Genomic DNA, 15,650 nt, shown 5'->3' on the forward strand with positions numbered 1-15,650 from the left:
GTTCTTCGTCGTACGGCTGCCTCCATGGAATACCACCTGCCGCGCGGTTATTCCCGTAAGCCGCCGGGCCGGCCCCGAAGGACCGGCCCGGGGGCTCCGGACGGGTCAGCCCCTCAGCGGACCCTCACAGCTGAAGTCCGCCGTGCCCGCGGCACGGTCGGACCACAGGTCGACCTTGCCGAAGGAGCAGTTCATGTCGGCGAAGTTGTTGGCGCCCGCCTTGGTGCGCTCGAGGACGAAGTAGTCGATCGTCTTCGACATGTCCTTGAACACCAGGTCGGCGTTGCCCGGGCTGCTCAGGTTCGCGGTGATCCGGCCGGTGCAGACGAAGCGCGGGCGGTCGGAGGAGCCCGCCGCCTTGCAGTCGGGCGACTGTCCCGTCGCGGCGGCGAAGGACGAGCGGACGGCGGCCGCCGAGGCGTCCTGCAGCCGGTTCACCGGGGTGAAGACGGTGGCCGGCACGTACAGGTCCTTGACCTTGCCGATCTGCTTGTCGAGGAACGCGTTGTAGTCGCGCTGCACATTCGTGTCGCGGCCCATGCGGCTTCGCCAGGCGTCGAAGCCCGCCACGTCGTTCGCGCGCAGGTAGCCGTACATCTCCCGCAGCAGCGACGGCCGCTCGCTCCACAGGTACTCGAAGAACGTGCCGGCGTAGTTGTAGAACCGGAAGCCGTCGCGGTCGTACTCGGCGTGCAGCAGCTGGTCGACGGTCATGCGCGGCTTGCCGCCCGCCGTGTCGTTGATGATGCCCTGCACCAGCGACTTGCGCACCCGTATGCCCTCGCCGCGGGTCGACCCGTCGAAGAACTCGGCCGTGCCCTCGTCCATGGCCGTGGTGCGGTCGTTCTGGTACCACGGGCCCTCGCCGAAGCTGCCGGGCACCGCCCAGCGGCCGTTGAGGTAGTGGGTGTACTCGTGGCGGAAGAGCTCCTCGAGCGTCAGCGTGGAGTCCTGCGGCACGCGGCGCTCGTACGTGTAGAAGGTGGCGCCGTTCTCTATGTAGATGCCGCCGTTGTTGGTGCTCATGCCCGTCAGCAGCGGGTGGTAGATCTCGTAGTCCGAACGCGAGGCGTACAGGACGATGTTCAGCGTGGAGTTGGTGTCGTCCGCCAGCGGCTGGTCGGTGCCGAGAACGCGGTGGTACTGCGCCTTGACCTGCTTGCTCGCGTAGTACAGCCGGTCGACGGTGGCCCGGTCGAGCGCGGTGCGGACCTTGATGCCGCCGTTGTCGTAGGTGTACGTGTTCGGGAACAGGCGCCGGTCGATGTCCGCCTTGCACACCCCGTACTGCTTGCAGGCGCCGTACTCGTTGAGCCAGTTGACGACCTTGCCCCAGGGCTCGCTGCCCTGGCCGAAGGAGCGGACGACCGTGTCCAGCAGCCCGCCCAGCGAGGAGGTGACCTCGCCCTTGAGCGCGTCGATCTGGCCGAGGCGGCCGTATTCGTTGACCGCGTCGCGGGCCACCCAGGCGTTGTCCGTGCCCTTGAGGTGGGCGTAGCCGGCGAACGCCTTGAGGGCGGCGCGGTAGGCGGGGTCGGCGGCGACGGCCGACCGGAAGGCGGTGTCGTTGTTGTTGACGCCCAGGTAGCTCACGGACAGCGCGCCGAGCGCGGCGCCGCCCCAGCCCGCGTCCTTGGCGGTGTCGGGGTGGGAGGCGTCGGACATGCCCAGGATCCGCTTCATCAGCGGGAGTTGGTGCTGGCGCAGCCCGGGGGAGCTGGCGGCGTACAGGGCCTCGCGCAGCGTCTCGCCGTTGACGCGGGTGGCGTCGAACGTGTGCTGCCCGATGCCGAAGTAGTACACCGCCCGGCGGATGGCCTCGACGGTCGTGGCGTCGGAGAGGTCGATCTCGTCGTGCGAGAAGTCGTGGTAGGCCGCCGCGTGGAGGTAGGTGAACATCTCCAGCACGTGGGAGGTGTTCTTCCCGTCGTGCCAGTAGCCGTAGCGCTCGGCGCGCTGGGCGACGGCCCGGACGTTCTCCCGTGAGAAGACCCGGGTCATCCGCGAGTCCCACGTCCACAGGACGTCGCGCAGGCAGCCGTCGGCGGTGACGGCCGGGTCCATGAGGAAGTCGGCGAACTGCTCGGGCGAGAGCCGGCTGACGCCGTCGACGGTGCAGGGAACGCTGGTGCCGCCGATGTTGACGCGCGGGGCGACGGGCTTCGCCACGCCCTTGGCGACGCCCTTGCCGCCCTTGGCCTCCTGCGGCCCGGGCACGCGTCCGTCGGTGAGTTCGCCGGGCGCGCTGGACTTCGCCGTCCGCTGCTCGGGGGCCTTGGCGAGGCGGGTGACCTCGTCGAAGGGGTTGGGCGTGCCGGCGTCGGGTCGTACGGCCGCGGTGGGGGCGGCGGCGGGTCTCGCGGGGGCGGGGGAGTCCGCGTAGCCGGTCTGGACGGCCGTGGCGCAGAGGGTCACCGCGATGGCGGTGGTCAGCAGGGATCTGCGCACGAGGGTGGAGTGGAACACCGATGAACTCCTGTGTGGGAGGTGGAGTGGCCGCCTCTGTTACGGGTGGGCTCTGTTGCGGGTGGTGCGTGGGGGACCCGTGCGGCGGCATGTGATGTGTAACGTAGTAATGTGAAATGGCACTGACAAGCCCTCAGAACGAACCGATTTTCGGAGGAGTTAAACGGAAGTTAGGAATCCGTTGGCTCGGATGATGTCGCGAGTCAGTGCGACAACTGCGCTGACCTGGGGTGACGTTCACGTCACCGTGCATGCGCTGCCTCCCGGGCCGCCGGCGGATGCGTGGACATGTGCCTCAGCACTCTTATGCGAAACATCACGCGCCCCAACGACGGGAGTTCGCGATTCCATGAGCGGAAACCCTTCCCACCGACCGGCACTTCTACCGGCCATGGCCGCCCTGTTCCTCCTCTGCGCACCACCCGCCTCGGCGACCGCGCCGCCGCGCGACCGGCCGTCGGCCTGTGCCCTGCCCGGCACCACCGGCTGGACCGACGAGGGCCACGACACCGACCACTCCGTCTTCAAGCGCCCCTCCGGCCCGGTCCGGGTCGCCATGGTCTTCGTGGACTTCCCCGACGCGCCCGCCACCGAGTCCCCGGCCGAGGTCGCCGCGGGCGTCACACCCGGCGCGGACTGGATGCGGAAGGCCTCCTATGGCAAGGCGTGGCCGGCCATCACCGAGCACCGGCGCTGGGTGCGCATGCCCCACGCGTCCACCGACTACGGCTTCGCCCGGGGGCTGAGCCACGAGACCCACGAGGCCTACGTCAAGGACGCCGTGACCGCGGCCGACCCCCACGTGGACTTCGCGCGGTACGACATGGTCTACGTCGTGCCCACCCGGAACGCCACCGCGATCTCCTTCTCGCCCACCTACATCCACGAGCCGGGCACGCCCGGCGTCGTCGCCGACGGCCACCGGCTGAAATGGGCCGTGACCTTCGGCCAGGACATCCGGCGCTGGGGGCCCAGGATCGTGGGCCACGAGACCGCCCACACCTTCGGCCTGCCCGACCTCTACGCCTTCGACGCGGGCGACGACGCCCACCGCTTCACCGGCGGCTGGGACGTGATGGGCCTGATCGGTGGCGCGGCGCCGCAGTACTTCGCCTGGCAGTCGTGGAAACTCGGCTGGACCGAGGACCGCCAGGTGGTCTGCCGCGCCACCAGGGGCGGCGACACCGTCCGCCTGACCGCCGTCGAACACGGCGGCGGCGTCAAGATGGCCGTCGTCCGCACGGGCCCCACGACCGCCTACGTCGTCGAGTCACGGCGGGCGGCCGGGACGGACGCGCGCGCCTGCGCGACCGGTGCGCTGGTGTACAAGGTCGACTCGTCCGTGCCGACCGGCAAGGGGCCGATCCGGGTGATGGACGCCCGGCCCGGCACCACCCCGCCGAGCGGCTGCCGGCCGCTGGACGACGCGCCGTACCGGGCGGGCGAGTCGTTCGTCGACGCCGCGGCCGGAGTGCGTGTCGACGTGCTGCGTTCCGACGTCCTTGGCGACACGGTCCGCGTCACGAAGTCGTAGCGTCCGCTCCGAGAGACCCCGGGGGCCGGGGCTTGCCCCCGGTTACGGGAAGGGGCGGGCCTGGGGAAAGGAATCCCCGCCGCGACGGTGCTCAGCCACCGTCCACCGTTCCGGCGGTGCCGAACCGCCCCTCGCCCCCAGCGCTCAGACCGCCTCCACCGCCGGGAAGTGACAGGCCACCTGCCGCGCCTCGCCCGGCACAGCGATGCGCAGCGCCGGCGCCTCGCTCCGGCAGATGTCCCGCGCGGCGGGGCAGCGCGGGTGGAACGTACAGCCGGGTGGGGGCGCGGCCGGGCTCGGGGGGTCGCCGAGCAGGGTGATCCGCTCGCGCGTCCGTTCCGCCGCCGGGTCCGGCAGGGGCACCGCCGAGAGCAGGGCCCGTGTGTAGGGGTGGGCCGGGGCCGTGTACAGCAGCTCCTTGGCCCCGATCTCCACGATCCGCCCCAGGTACATGACGGCGACCCGGTCGCACACCCGCTTCACCACGGACAGGTCGTGGGCGATGAAGAGGCAGGCGATGCCGAGCTCCCGCCGCAGCCGTTCGATGAGGTTGACGATCTGGGCCTGCACGGAGACGTCGAGGGCCGAGACCGGCTCGTCGGCGACGATCAGGCGGGGGCCGGTGGCGAGCGCGCGGGCGATGCCGATGCGCTGGGCCTGGCCGCCGGAGAACTCGTGCGGATAGCGGTCGACGTGCTCGGGGATGAGCCCCACCAGCTCCATCAGTTCCACGGCCCGTCGGCGGGCGTCCGCCGCCGAGGCGCCCCGCACCAGTAGGGGGTCGGCGATGATCCGGGCGACCGTCTGGCGCGGGTTGAGGGAGGAGTGGGGGTCCTGGAAGACCATCTGCAGCTCCTTGCGGAGCGGTTTCAGCTCGCGTTGCCGCAGCCGGCCGATGTCCCGGCCGTCGTAGGCGATCGACCCGGAGGTCGGTTCCAGGAGCCGTACGATCATGCGGCCGGTGGTGGACTTGCCGCAGCCGGACTCCCCGACCAGGCCCAGGGTCTCGCCCGGGGCCAGGTCGAAGGAGACCCCGTCGACGGCCCGTACGGGAGCGGAGCGGCTTCGTCGGCCGGGGAAGGTCATCGTCAGGTCCCGGACGGAGAGCAGGGGACGGGCGGTCGTGGTCATCGGGCGCCTCCGGGGGTGCCGGCGCCGGAGCGCAGGGGAAGGTGACAGGCCGTCAGGCGGTCCCGGTCCCGGACGAGCGGAGGCCGCGTCTCCGCGCACCGGCGCCGTTCGGCGCCCGTCGCGGCGGCCGCCACGGGGCAGCGCGGCGCGAAGGGGCACCCGGGGGACGGGGCCAGCAGCGAGGGCGGGCTGCCCGGGATCGCCCGCAGGGGCGCGTCGTCCGGGTCGTCGAGACGGGGGACGGAGTCGAGCAGCCCCCGGGTGTAGGGGTGGGCGGGGTCGGCGAAGAGGGCGTCGACGGGAGCGTGCTCGGCCACCCGGCCCCCGTACATCACCAGCACGTCCTGGGCGACGCGGGCGACGACGCCGAGGTCGTGGGTGATCAGGACGACGGCGAGGCCGCGCTCCTGCTGCAGCCGGGCGATCAGCTCCAGGATCTGGGCCTGGACGGTGACGTCGAGGGCGGTGGTCGGCTCGTCGGCGACGAGCAGGTCGGGTTCGCAGGCCAGCGCCATGGCGATCATCGCGCGCTGGCGCATCCCGCCGGAGAACTGGTGCGGATACTCGCCCGCGCGGCGCGCGGGCTCCGGGATGCCGACCTCGCCGAGCGTCTCGACGGCCCGTCTGCGGGCGGCGCGGCGGCCCGAGCCGAAGTGGACGCGGTGGTGTTCGGCTATCTGCTCGCCGACGGTGTAGTAGGGGTGGAGGCTGGAGAGCGGGTCCTGGAAGATCATCGCCATCCGCCGTCCGCGCAGCCGGTTCAGTTCGCGTTCGGGCAGTCCGACCAGCTCGCGGCCGTCGAGGACGATCGAGCCGGTGACCTCGGCGGAGGTGTGGAGGCCCAGCACGGCCAGGGAGGTGACGGACTTGCCGGAGCCGGACTCGCCGACGATGCCGAGGGTACGGCCGCGTCGTACCGAGAAGCCGAGGGAGTCCACGGCCCGTACGGGCCCGTGCCGGGTGGGGAAGGTGACGGTCAGGTCCGTGACGGTCAACAAGGGCGCGTCGGCGGTCATCAGTACCTCACTCGCGGGTCGACGACGGCGTAGAGCAGGTCGACGGCCAGATTGGCGACGACGATGAAGGCGGCGGCCAGCAGCGTGACGCCGAGGACGACCGGCTGGTCGCCGGTGGACAGCGCGCCGTAGAAGAGCCGGCCGATCCCCGGGAGCCCGAAGATGGACTCGGTGATGACCGCGCCCGCGAGGAGCCCGCCCAGGTCCATGCCGAAGAGGGTGAGGATCGGGGTCATGCCCGCGCGCAGCCCGTGCTTGACGACGACGGTGCGGCGCGGGAGGCCCTTGGCTCGGGCGGTGCGGATGTACGGCTCCGCCATCGTCTCGATCATCGAACCGCGGCTCTGGCGGGCGTACATGGCGGCGTACAGGACGGCCAGGGCCAGCCATGGCAGGAGCAGGTTCGACGCCCAGTGGACGGGGTCGTCGCCGAGGGACACGTACTGCGGGTAGGGGAGCAGCCCGGCCGTGCGGATCAGGGCGTAGATCAGCATCATCGAGGTGAAGTAGACCGGCAGCGAGGCGGCGGCGACGGCACCGACCATGAGGACGCGGTCGGTGAGGGTGTCCTTGCGCAGGGCCGCGGTGACCCCGGCGCCCAGGCCGAGGAGCAGCCAGAGCACGGCCGCGCCCACGGCCAGGGAGGCGGAGACCGGCAGCCGGTCCATCAGCAGGTCCCAGACGGCCTCGGAGTTCTCGTACGAGTAGCCGAGGCAGGGGAAGCCGCAGTGGAGGGCGTACCGGCCGCTGCCCAGGGTGCGGCCGGTGAAGATGCCCGTGACGAAGTCCGCGAACTGCCGCCACAGGGGCTGGTCGAGGCCCATGTGGGCGCGGATGGCGGTCAGCCGCTCGGCGCTGCACGACTTGCCGCAGGCGGCGGCCGCGGGGTCGGAGGGCAGGACGTAGAAGATGATGAAGGTGACGGCGGCGATGGCGACGAGCACACCGATGACGCCGAGGAGCCTGCGGCCGATGTAGAGGATCACGTGCGGGCGCTCCTCGGGTCGAGGACGTCGCGCAGCGCGTCGCCGAGCAGGGTGAAGGCGAGCACCGTCAGGAACAGGCAGGTGCTGGGGATGACGAAGTACATGGGGTCGGTGTCGTAGAAGGCGACGCTCTCGGCGATCATCTGCCCCCAGGAGGGCGTGGGCGGGCGGACCCCGACGCCCAGGTAGCTCAGCGCCGCCTCGGTCGCGATCATGCCGGGGACGATCAGGGTGGTGTAGGCGATGACGGGTCCCGCGACGCCGGGGAGGATCGCGCGGGTGAGGATCCGCCAGGGGCCGGAGCCGCTGACGCGGGCCGCGTCGACGTACTCGCGGCGCTTGAGCGAGAGGGTCTGGCCGCGGACGACCCGGGCGACTCCGGGCCAGCCGAACAGGCCGATGACGGCGGTCATCAGCAGGACGCGGTTGACGTCTTTCGCCACCGACAGCATGGCGATCATGAAGATGAGGGAGGGGAAGGACATGGTGAGGTCCATGAGGCGGGAGAGGACGGCGTCGGTGCGGCCGCCGAAGTAGCCCGCCGCGATGCCGGCCGCCGTCCCGGCGGCGACGACGATCGCGGTGGCGGTGAGGGCGATGAGCAGTGAGACCTGGGCGCCGTGGACGACGCGGGCGAAGAGGTCGCGGCCGGTGATGGGCTCGACGCCGAGCCAGTGGTCGGCGGAGACGCCGCCGAGCGGGCCGATGGGCGTACCGCCCAGGTAGGGGTCGACGGCGGTCTTGTCGAACTCCTCGGGCGAGAAGCCGCACAGCGCGCTCAGCAGCGGGGCGCCCGCCGCCATGAGCAGGAAGAGCGCGATGACGCCGAGTGAGATCTTCACGGAGGCGCGGCGGAGCAGTTCCGCGCGGGCGAGCCGCCAGGGGCCGCTGCCGGCGGGCGCGTCGGCCGGTACGGGGGTCGTGGTGGTGGTCATGTCGGGTCGGCCCTCTCAGCCCTTGCTCTTGGCGGGGTCCTTGAGACCGACCGTCGCGTAGTCGAGCTGGCCGCCGAAGGAGGTCTGCCCGTAGGCGCCGGCGACGTTGCCGCCGACGACCAGGGGGTAGCGGCGGACCAGCACCGGCACGGCCGGGGCCTTGGCGAGGATGGCGCCGTCCAGCCGCTGCCAGGCCTCGGCCGCCTGCCGGGTGTCGGTCATGGCGGCGATCTCGTCCATCCGCTTCATGGTCGCGTCGTCGCGGAAGAGCGAGTGGTTGCCGGAGTTGCCCTTCTCCTTGATGTAGCGGGCGTCGAAGACGAAGGGCAGGAAGGTGGAGCCGGAGGGGTAGTCGGGGCACCAGCCCGTGTACACCATGTCGGTGCGGTTCCTGGTGTCGCCGATGGTGGCGTAGAACGCGGAGGGGTCGACCGTCTCGATGGTGACCTTGATGCCGGCCCGGGCGAGGGACTGCTGTATCGCCTCGGCCCGGCCCTTGTCGCCGGACGAGACCGTGATGCTGGTCGAGAAGCCGTCCGGCTTGCCGGCCTCCTTCAGCAGTTGCCTGGCCTTCGCCGTGTTGCCCTCGGCGGGGACCTTCAGCGTGTCGGGCTGGGTGCCGCCGAAGAGCGCGGCCGGCATGTACGCGGTCGACAGGTCGTTGAAGGCGGGGCCGCCGGACGCGGTCAGGACGGCGTCCCGGTCGAGGGCGTAGCGCACGGCCTGACGTACCTTCACGTTGTCGAAGGGCGCGCGGCCGGTGTGCATCTGGACCATGTCGGTGCAGCTGGTGGACTCGGCCACGAGCCGCTCGCGCACCGCCGCGTGGGGCAGCACCTTGACCGCGCTCTCCGGCCGCAGCGCGTACCAGGGGACGGCGGAGGCGTCGGGGCCCTGGTCGGCGATCATCCGGTCGTCGATCTGGTTCGCCTTGAGCCCCATCACCATGACCAGCCGGTCCGGGTAGGCCTTGCGCACCTCGTCCGTCCCGGGGTCCCAGTGCTCGTTGCGGACCAGGACCAGCTTCTTGCCCCGCGCGTACGTATCGATCTTGTAGGGGCCGGAGGAGAACGGCCGGTTGTCGTACTGCGGGCCCTTGTCCCGCGCCCGTGGTACGGGCGCGAAGGTGGGCATCGCGGTGGCGTTGGGGAACTCGGCGAAGGGCTTGCGCAGTTCGAAGACGATGGTGTGGTCGTCGGGGGTCTTCACCGAGTCCAGGTGCCTGCCCTGGGCGGGGCCCTGGTAGCCGTCGGCGCCGGCGAGGTAGCGGGCGGCGTAGTCGGCGCCGCCGGGCAGGTCGGGGGAGAAGGACCGCTCGACGTTGTATTTGACGTCCTGCGCGGTGACGGGTGTCCCGTCCTCGTACTTCACCCCCTGCTTGAGGTGGAACGTCCAGGTCCTGGCGCCGTTCGAGGGTGTGCCGAGGTCGGTGGCGAGGTCGGGCACCAGCTCGTTGCCGTGGACGCCGGGGGCGGCCTTGTAGGTCACCAGGGTGCGGTAGAGCAGCCGGGTCCCGAAGTCCATCGCGTTCATGACCCAGTTGCGGGCCGGGTCGAGGTGGGAGAAGTCCTGGTTGGAGAGGACGGTGAGGGTGCCGCCCTTCCGCGGCGTGCCGCCGACCACGGTGCCCTCCTTGGCCGCGGCGGGGTGCCCGGTGCCGTCCCCGCCGCCTCCGCCCGCCCGGTGTCCGCCGGAACAGCCGGACGCGCCGAGCGCGAGGGAGGCCGCCAGGGCGGCGAGAGCCGTACGGGTGCGCTTGTTCATCAGTGGTCACTCCGTGAACAGTCGAACAGCCGAACTGCTGGCTGAAATGTGACCCGTAACATAGTAATGTGAAATTGCACTGACAAGGGATCAGCTGCTCCGTTACCCACCTGTGTCCGAGGAGGAGTCCCATGAACGAACCGGCGAACGAATCGGCGGCCACCGCGCTCCGGACGGTAAGTCACGACCTGCCCATCACTCCGGAGTTCGAGCGCTTCATGGCCGGCGGCTGGGCGGCCACCCCGCTGCCCGGCGACATCCGGCTGCCCGTGGCGGACCTCGCCGCCGCCCGCCGGGCGAAGCTCTCCGCGCGCTTCCCCGGCGAGCGGCTGCTCGTCCCCGCCGGGGAGCTCACGGTCCGCTCCAACGACTGCGACCACCGCTTCCGCCCGCACAGCGCGTACGCCTGGCTCACCGGGCTGACCGGCGAGGAACAGGCGGGCCACGTCCTCGTCATGGAGCCGGACGGCCCCCGCGGCCACGAGGCGGTCCTCCACCTGCGGCCCCGCTCGCCGCGCGTCGGCGAGGAGTTCTACCGGGACCGCCGCTACGGCGAGTTCTGGGTCGGCCGACGCCCCGACCTGGCCGAGGCCGAGCGCATGACCGGCATCCGCTGCACGGCCCTCGGCTCGCTGCCGCCCGGCCGCGACGCGTCCACCGACGCCGAACTCGCCTCCGTCCTCAGCGAGCTGCGCCTGGTCAAGGACGCCTGGGAGGTCGAGCAGCTCCAGCTGGCCGTGGACCACACCGCCGCCGGGTTCGAGGACGTCGTCCGGGCGCTGCCGCGCGCCCTCGCCCACCCCCGCGGCGAGCGGTGGATCGAAGGGGTCTTCGGGCTGCGCGCCCGCGCCGAGGGCAACGGCACCGGCTACGAGACCATCGCCGCCTCCGGAGCCCACGCCTGCGTCCTGCACTGGATACGCAACGACGGACCACTGAACCCCGATGAACTGCTCCTGCTGGACGCCGGAGTGGAGACGGACACTCTCTACACCGCCGACATCACCCGCACCCTGCCGCTCTCCGGCCGCTTCTCGCCCGTCCAGCGCCAGGTGTACGAGCTGGTCCTCGCCTCCCAGGAGGCGGGTATCGCCGCCCTCAAGCCGGGCGCGAGCTTCCGCGACTTCCACCGGGCCGGCATGCGGGTCATCGCGGAGGGCCTCGCCGAGTGGGGCGTCCTGGCCGATGCCGAGGGCGACTTCCACCGCCGCTACACCCTCTGCAGCAGCGGCCATATGCTCGGCCTGGACGTCCACGACTGCGCCCAGGCCCGGGCCGACGCCTATCTCGACGGCGTCCTGGAGGAGGGGCAGGTGCTCACCGTCGAACCCGGGCTCTACCTCCAGCCCGACGACGAGACGCTGCCGCCCGAGCTGCGCGGGATCGGGGTGCGGATCGAGGACGACCTGGTGATCACGGCCGAAGGGGCGCGGCTGATGTCGGGGGCGCTGCCGCGCACTCCGGACGCGATCGAAGCCTGGATGGGGGAGTTGCTCGAGGGCTGATCGCTCGTCAAGTCTTGGCAGCGGCTAGTGCAATGTGAAATATTACTGCCGTGTTCACGAGCGACTCACCGGACGTCATCGTCGTCGGAGCGGGCGTGGTCGGCGCGGCCTGCGCCTACTACGCCGCCCGCCACGGCCTCTCCGTCACCGTGCTCGACCGTGGTCCCGTCGCGGGCGGGACCACGGGGGCCGGTGAGGGCAACCTCCTGGTCTCCGACAAGGAGCCCGGCCCCGAACTCGAACTCGCCCTGCTCTCCACCGGCCTGTGGCACGAGCTGGCCGACCGGCTCCCGGAGCGGGTCGAGTACGAGCCCAAGGGCGGCCTGGTCGTCGCCTCCGCCGACGCCGGCATGAAAGCGCTGCGGGACTTCGCCGCCGCGCAGGCGACGGTCGGCGTCACCGCCCACGAGATACCGGCGGACCGCCTGGCCGACCTGGAGCCGCACCTGGCCCCCGGCCTCGCCGGCGGCTTCCACTACCCCCAGGACGCCCAGGTCCAGCCCGCCCTCGCCGCCGCCCACCTGCTGCGCGCGTCGGGTGCGCGGGTGCGCACCGGTGAGGAGGTCACCGCGATCCTCACCGGGCCGGACGGCGGGGTGCGGGGCGTCCGCACCCGGGCCGGCACGGTGCGCGCCCCGCGCGTCGTGAACGCCACCGGCACCTGGGGCGGCGAACTCGCCCGCCTCGCCGGGTCCCACCTGCCCGTCATGCCCCGCCGCGGCTTCGTCCTCGTCACCGAACCCCTGCCGCGCGTCGTACGGCACAAGGTCTACGCCGCCGACTACGTCGCCGACGTCGCCAGCGGCTCCGCCGCCCTCCAGACCTCGGCCGTCGTCGAGGGCACCCCCTCCGGACCCGTCCTCATCGGCGCCAGCCGTGAGCGCGTCGGCTTCGACCGCACCCTGTCGGTGGAGGCGCTGCGCCGCCTCGCGGCGCAGGCCACCGCCCTTTTCCCGGTCCTGGCCGGGATACGGGCGATGCGGACGTACGCGGGATTCCGCCCGTACCTGCCCGACCACCTGCCCGCGATCGGCGCCGACCCGCGCGTACCCGGACTGCTGCACGCCTGCGGCCACGAGGGCGCCGGCATCGGCCTCGCCCCGGCCACCGGGCTGATCCTCGCCCGGCTCCTGACGGACGCCGAACCACCGCTCGACACCGGACCGTTCGACCCCGGTCGCTTCATGCCCGGATCCTGACCCGACCGCGCCGCTCGCGCGCCATCACGTGCCGACCGCCGCGCGCCGCGCGATTCCGCCCGACCGCCGCCCGAAGCCGCCCGTCGCATCCCGCCGCCTGCCGCCCAAAGCCCACCGTCCGCCGACCGTCGTCCGTCGCATCCCGCCGACCGCCGTCCGAAGCCCGCCATCCGCCGCCCGAAGCCCGAAGCCCAAGGTCCGAAGTCCGGTCACCATCCCGTGCCGGGTCGGCCGCCCGTCGCCCGAAGCCCGCTCACCGTCCCGTGCCGGGTCTGCCCGTCCCACGCCCGCCCGTCCAGGGCAGGGCTCCGTTCCCCCGCTCATCCACCCCCGAAAGGAGGCCCGCAGTGGCCCGTACGCCCGTCGAACTGGCCGGGGCGGAGCCCGGTCCGCCGTTCGCGATCACCTTCGACGGCCGTGACGTCCCCGCCCTGCCCGGCCAGAGCATCGCCGCCGCGCTCTGGGCGGCCGGCATCCTCGCCTGGCGCACCACCCGCGACGGCGGCCGCCCGCGCGGCGCCTTCTGCGGCATCGGCCAGTGCTTCGACTGCCTCGCCACCGTCAACGGCCGCCCCAACCGACGCGCCTGCCTCGTACCCGCCCGACCCGGCGACCGCGTCACCACCCAGGAGGGACACGGCCGTGCCGACCTCGCCGTCTGAGGCCTTCGACCTCGCCGTCATCGGCGCCGGCCCTGCCGGCCTCGCCGGTGCCGTCACCGCGAACGAGGCCGGGCTGTCCGTCGCCCTGCTGGACTCCGCCGCGCACACCGGCGGCCAGTATTTCCGCCACCCCGCCCCCGCCCTCGGCACCGGCCGGCCGCAGGCCCTCCACCACGACTGGCCCGCCTATGCCGCCCTGCGCGCACGCCTCGCCGCGAGCGGCGTGAGACACCTGCCCGGCCACCACGTGTGGACCGTGACCAGGGAGGCCGAGGACCGCTGGACCGTGCACGCCCTCACCGGCACCGACGGCGAAGCGGACGAACCGGTGACCGTACGGGCCCGCGCCGTCCTGCTCGCCACCGGCGCCTACGAGCGGCAACTGCCCTTCCCCGGCTGGACCCTGCCCGGCGTCGTGGGCGCCGGCGGAGCCCAAGCCATGCTGAAGGCCGGACTCGTCCTGCCCGGCAAGCGCGTCGTCGTCGCCGGTAGCGGCCCCCTGCTGCTCGCCGTCGCCTCCTCGCTCGCCACCGCCGGCGCCCGGGTGCCCGCCGTCGTCGAGGCCTCCGGCTACCTCGGCTACGCCCGCCGGCCCCGCGCCCTCGCCACCAACCCCCACAAGCTCCTCGAAGCGGCCGTCCACGGCTCGGCACTGCTGCGCCACCGCGTACCGGTGCGCACCCGCAGTGTCGTCACCCAGGTGCACGGCACCGACCGCGTCGAGGCCGTCACCGTCGCCCGTACCGACCGCCACTGGCGGCCCGTGCCCGGAACCGGGCGCCGCATCGCTTGCGACGCCCTGGCCGTCGGCCACGGGCTCGTACCCCAGATCGAACTCGCCACCACCCTCGGCTGCGCCACCCGGCGCACCCCCGACGGCACCACCGCACTCGACCTCGACGACCTGCAGCGCACCTCCGTACCCGGCCTCTGGGCCGCCGGCGAGCCCGGCGGCATCGGCGGCTGGGCGCTGGCCCGCACCGAGGGCGAACTGGCCGGTCTCGCCATCGCCGCCCGGCTCGTCGGCCGGCCCCCGCACACCGGTGGACGGCTGCGCGGCCTGCGCCGCGACCGCGCCAGGATGCGGGCCTTCGCCGAGGCCATGGCCGCCGCCCACGCCCCCGGCCCCGGCTGGACGCGGTGGCTCACCGACGACACCGACGTCTGCCGCTGCGAAGAGGTCACCGCCGGCCGCGTCCGCGAAGCGGCGCGCGACCTCGGCGCCCATGACGCCCGCACCGTCAAGCTCCTCACCCGCGCCGGCATGGGCTGGTGCCAGGGGCGGATGTGCGGGGCGGCCGTCGCCTGTCTGGCGGCGGAAGGCACGGCGGACGGCGGCGTGGCGGAGGGGATCGTGCCGCCGTCCGCCGAACGCAGACCACTGGCCGTACCCGTCTCGCTAGGGGCCCTCGCCTCCCGACCCGAACCCGAACCCGGCCCTGACCCCGGCCTCGCACCCGGCCTCGCACCCGGCCTCGCACCCGAGTCCGGGCCGCACCACCCACCCACCGGCTGATGACAGAAAGGCCCGCACCATGACCGTCAACTCCTGGACCCCCGTCCGCCCCTGGCGCGGCATCATGGTCGCCACAGCGCTCCCGCTGCGCGACGACCTCTCCGTCGACCACGACGCCTACGCCGAGCACGTCCGCTGGCTCCTCGACAACGGCTGCGATGGCGTCGTCCCCAACGGCTCCCTCGGCGAATACCAGACCCTCACCGCCGACGAGCGCGCCCGCGTCGTGCGCACCGCCGTCGAGGCGGCCGGCGACGGCGCGCGCGTGATGCCCGGCGTCGCGGCCTACGGCGCCGCCGAGTCCCGCCGGTGGGCCGAGCAGGCCGCCGAGGCCGGCTGCGGCTCCGTCCTGCTGCTGCCCCCCAACGCCTACCGCGCCGACGAGGACGCCGTACGCGCCCACTACGCCGAGGTCGCCCGGGCCGGCATACCGGTCGTCGCCTACAACAACCCCATCGACACCAAGGTCGACCTCACCCCCGCCCTGCTCGCCCGGCTGCACGCCGACGGTCACATCGTGGCGGTCAAGGAGTTCTCCGGCGACGTCCGGCGCGCCTACGAGCTCGCCGAGCTCGCCCCCGAACTCGACCTGCTCATCGGCGCCGACGACGTCCTGCTCGAGCTCGCCGTCGCCGGGGCCGTCGGCTGGATCGCCGGCTACCCCAACGCCTTCCCCGCCGCCTGCGCCGAGCTCTACCGCGCAGCGGTCGCCGGTGACCTGACCACGGCCCTGCCGCTGTACAAGTCCCTCCACCCGCTGCTGCGCTGGGACTCGAAGACCGAGTTCGTGCAGGCCATCAAGCTCTCCATGGACATCGCCGGACGCCACGGCGGCCCCACGCGGCCGCCGCGCTTCCCCCTCACCGGGGAGGCCGAGGCGCAGGTCCGGGCCGCCACCGAGAAGGCCGTCGCCGACGGCCACTGCTGAAAGGACGT

12 protein-coding genes are annotated in these 15,650 nt (G+C 72.8%); 6 read left to right on the forward strand and 6 right to left on the reverse strand.

Features of this window, described 5'->3' with window-relative positions:
* Nucleotides 1-105: 105 nt before the first annotated feature.
* On the reverse strand, nucleotides 106-2,466 hold the full coding sequence (locus EKH77_RS30110) for a collagenase (protein WP_126917390.1): 2,361 nt from the start codon (nucleotides 2,464-2,466) through the stop codon (nucleotides 106-108).
* 349 nt (nucleotides 2,467-2,815) lie between these two features.
* Between EKH77_RS30110 and EKH77_RS30115 the strand changes: the two genes are divergently transcribed.
* Nucleotides 2,816-4,000, forward strand: a complete 1,185-nt coding sequence (locus EKH77_RS30115) for a M6 family metalloprotease domain-containing protein (protein WP_126917391.1) — start codon at nucleotides 2,816-2,818, stop codon at nucleotides 3,998-4,000.
* A 144-nt stretch (nucleotides 4,001-4,144) separates the two neighbouring features.
* On the opposite strand, the gene EKH77_RS30120 is transcribed toward EKH77_RS30115, so the two are convergent.
* The 5 genes from EKH77_RS30120 to EKH77_RS30140 are packed head-to-tail and all read right to left on the reverse strand — an operon-like array spanning nucleotide 4,145 to nucleotide 9,832.
* Entirely contained in the window at nucleotides 4,145-5,131 is a 987-nt protein-coding gene (locus tag EKH77_RS30120) for an ABC transporter ATP-binding protein (RefSeq protein ID WP_126917392.1), read from the reverse strand.
* Entirely contained in the window at nucleotides 5,128-6,147 is a 1,020-nt protein-coding gene (locus EKH77_RS30125) for an ABC transporter ATP-binding protein (protein WP_126917393.1), read from the reverse strand. Before EKH77_RS30125 ends, EKH77_RS30120 begins: the two co-directional genes overlap by 4 nt.
* Nucleotides 6,147-7,133 (reverse strand): ABC transporter permease, encoded by a 987-nt coding sequence (locus EKH77_RS30130; protein ID WP_126917394.1) that lies wholly within the window; start codon nucleotides 7,131-7,133, stop codon nucleotides 6,147-6,149. The genes EKH77_RS30125 and EKH77_RS30130 overlap by 1 nt, the downstream gene beginning before the upstream one ends.
* On the reverse strand, nucleotides 7,130-8,068 hold the full coding sequence (locus EKH77_RS30135; RefSeq protein WP_126917395.1) for an ABC transporter permease: 939 nt from the start codon (nucleotides 8,066-8,068) through the stop codon (nucleotides 7,130-7,132). The genes EKH77_RS30130 and EKH77_RS30135 overlap by 4 nt, the downstream gene beginning before the upstream one ends.
* A 15-nt stretch (nucleotides 8,069-8,083) precedes the next feature.
* Nucleotides 8,084-9,832, reverse strand: a complete 1,749-nt coding sequence (locus EKH77_RS30140) for an ABC transporter substrate-binding protein (RefSeq protein WP_126917396.1) — start codon at nucleotides 9,830-9,832, stop codon at nucleotides 8,084-8,086.
* A 131-nt stretch (nucleotides 9,833-9,963) separates the two neighbouring features.
* On the opposite strand from EKH77_RS30140, the gene EKH77_RS30145 reads away from it, so the two are divergent.
* The 5 genes from EKH77_RS30145 to EKH77_RS30170 all read left to right on the forward strand — a co-directional run bounded on the left by EKH77_RS30145 (nucleotide 9,964) and on the right by EKH77_RS30170 (nucleotide 15,642).
* Nucleotides 9,964-11,337, forward strand: coding sequence for an aminopeptidase P family protein (locus EKH77_RS30145; RefSeq protein ID WP_126917397.1), 1,374 nt, complete (start codon nucleotides 9,964-9,966; stop codon nucleotides 11,335-11,337).
* Between the two features lie 50 nt (nucleotides 11,338-11,387).
* Entirely contained in the window at nucleotides 11,388-12,536 is a 1,149-nt protein-coding gene (locus EKH77_RS30150; RefSeq protein WP_126917398.1) for an NAD(P)/FAD-dependent oxidoreductase, read from the forward strand.
* A gap of 347 nt (nucleotides 12,537-12,883) precedes the next feature.
* Nucleotides 12,884-13,198: a (2Fe-2S)-binding protein gene (locus EKH77_RS30160; RefSeq protein WP_126917399.1), complete on the forward strand. Its 315-nt coding sequence runs from the start codon at nucleotides 12,884-12,886 to the stop codon at nucleotides 13,196-13,198.
* Entirely contained in the window at nucleotides 13,179-14,714 is a 1,536-nt protein-coding gene (locus EKH77_RS30165) for an NAD(P)/FAD-dependent oxidoreductase (RefSeq protein ID WP_126917400.1), read from the forward strand. The genes EKH77_RS30160 and EKH77_RS30165 overlap by 20 nt, the downstream gene beginning before the upstream one ends.
* 19 nt (nucleotides 14,715-14,733) lie before the next feature.
* Nucleotides 14,734-15,642, forward strand: coding sequence for a dihydrodipicolinate synthase family protein (locus EKH77_RS30170; protein ID WP_126917401.1), 909 nt, complete (start codon nucleotides 14,734-14,736; stop codon nucleotides 15,640-15,642).
* The last annotated feature ends 8 nt before the right edge of the window (nucleotides 15,643-15,650 follow it).

The organism is Streptomyces luteoverticillatus (genome assembly GCF_003970715.1).
GTDB lineage: Bacteria > Actinomycetota > Actinomycetes > Streptomycetales > Streptomycetaceae > Streptomyces > Streptomyces abikoensis.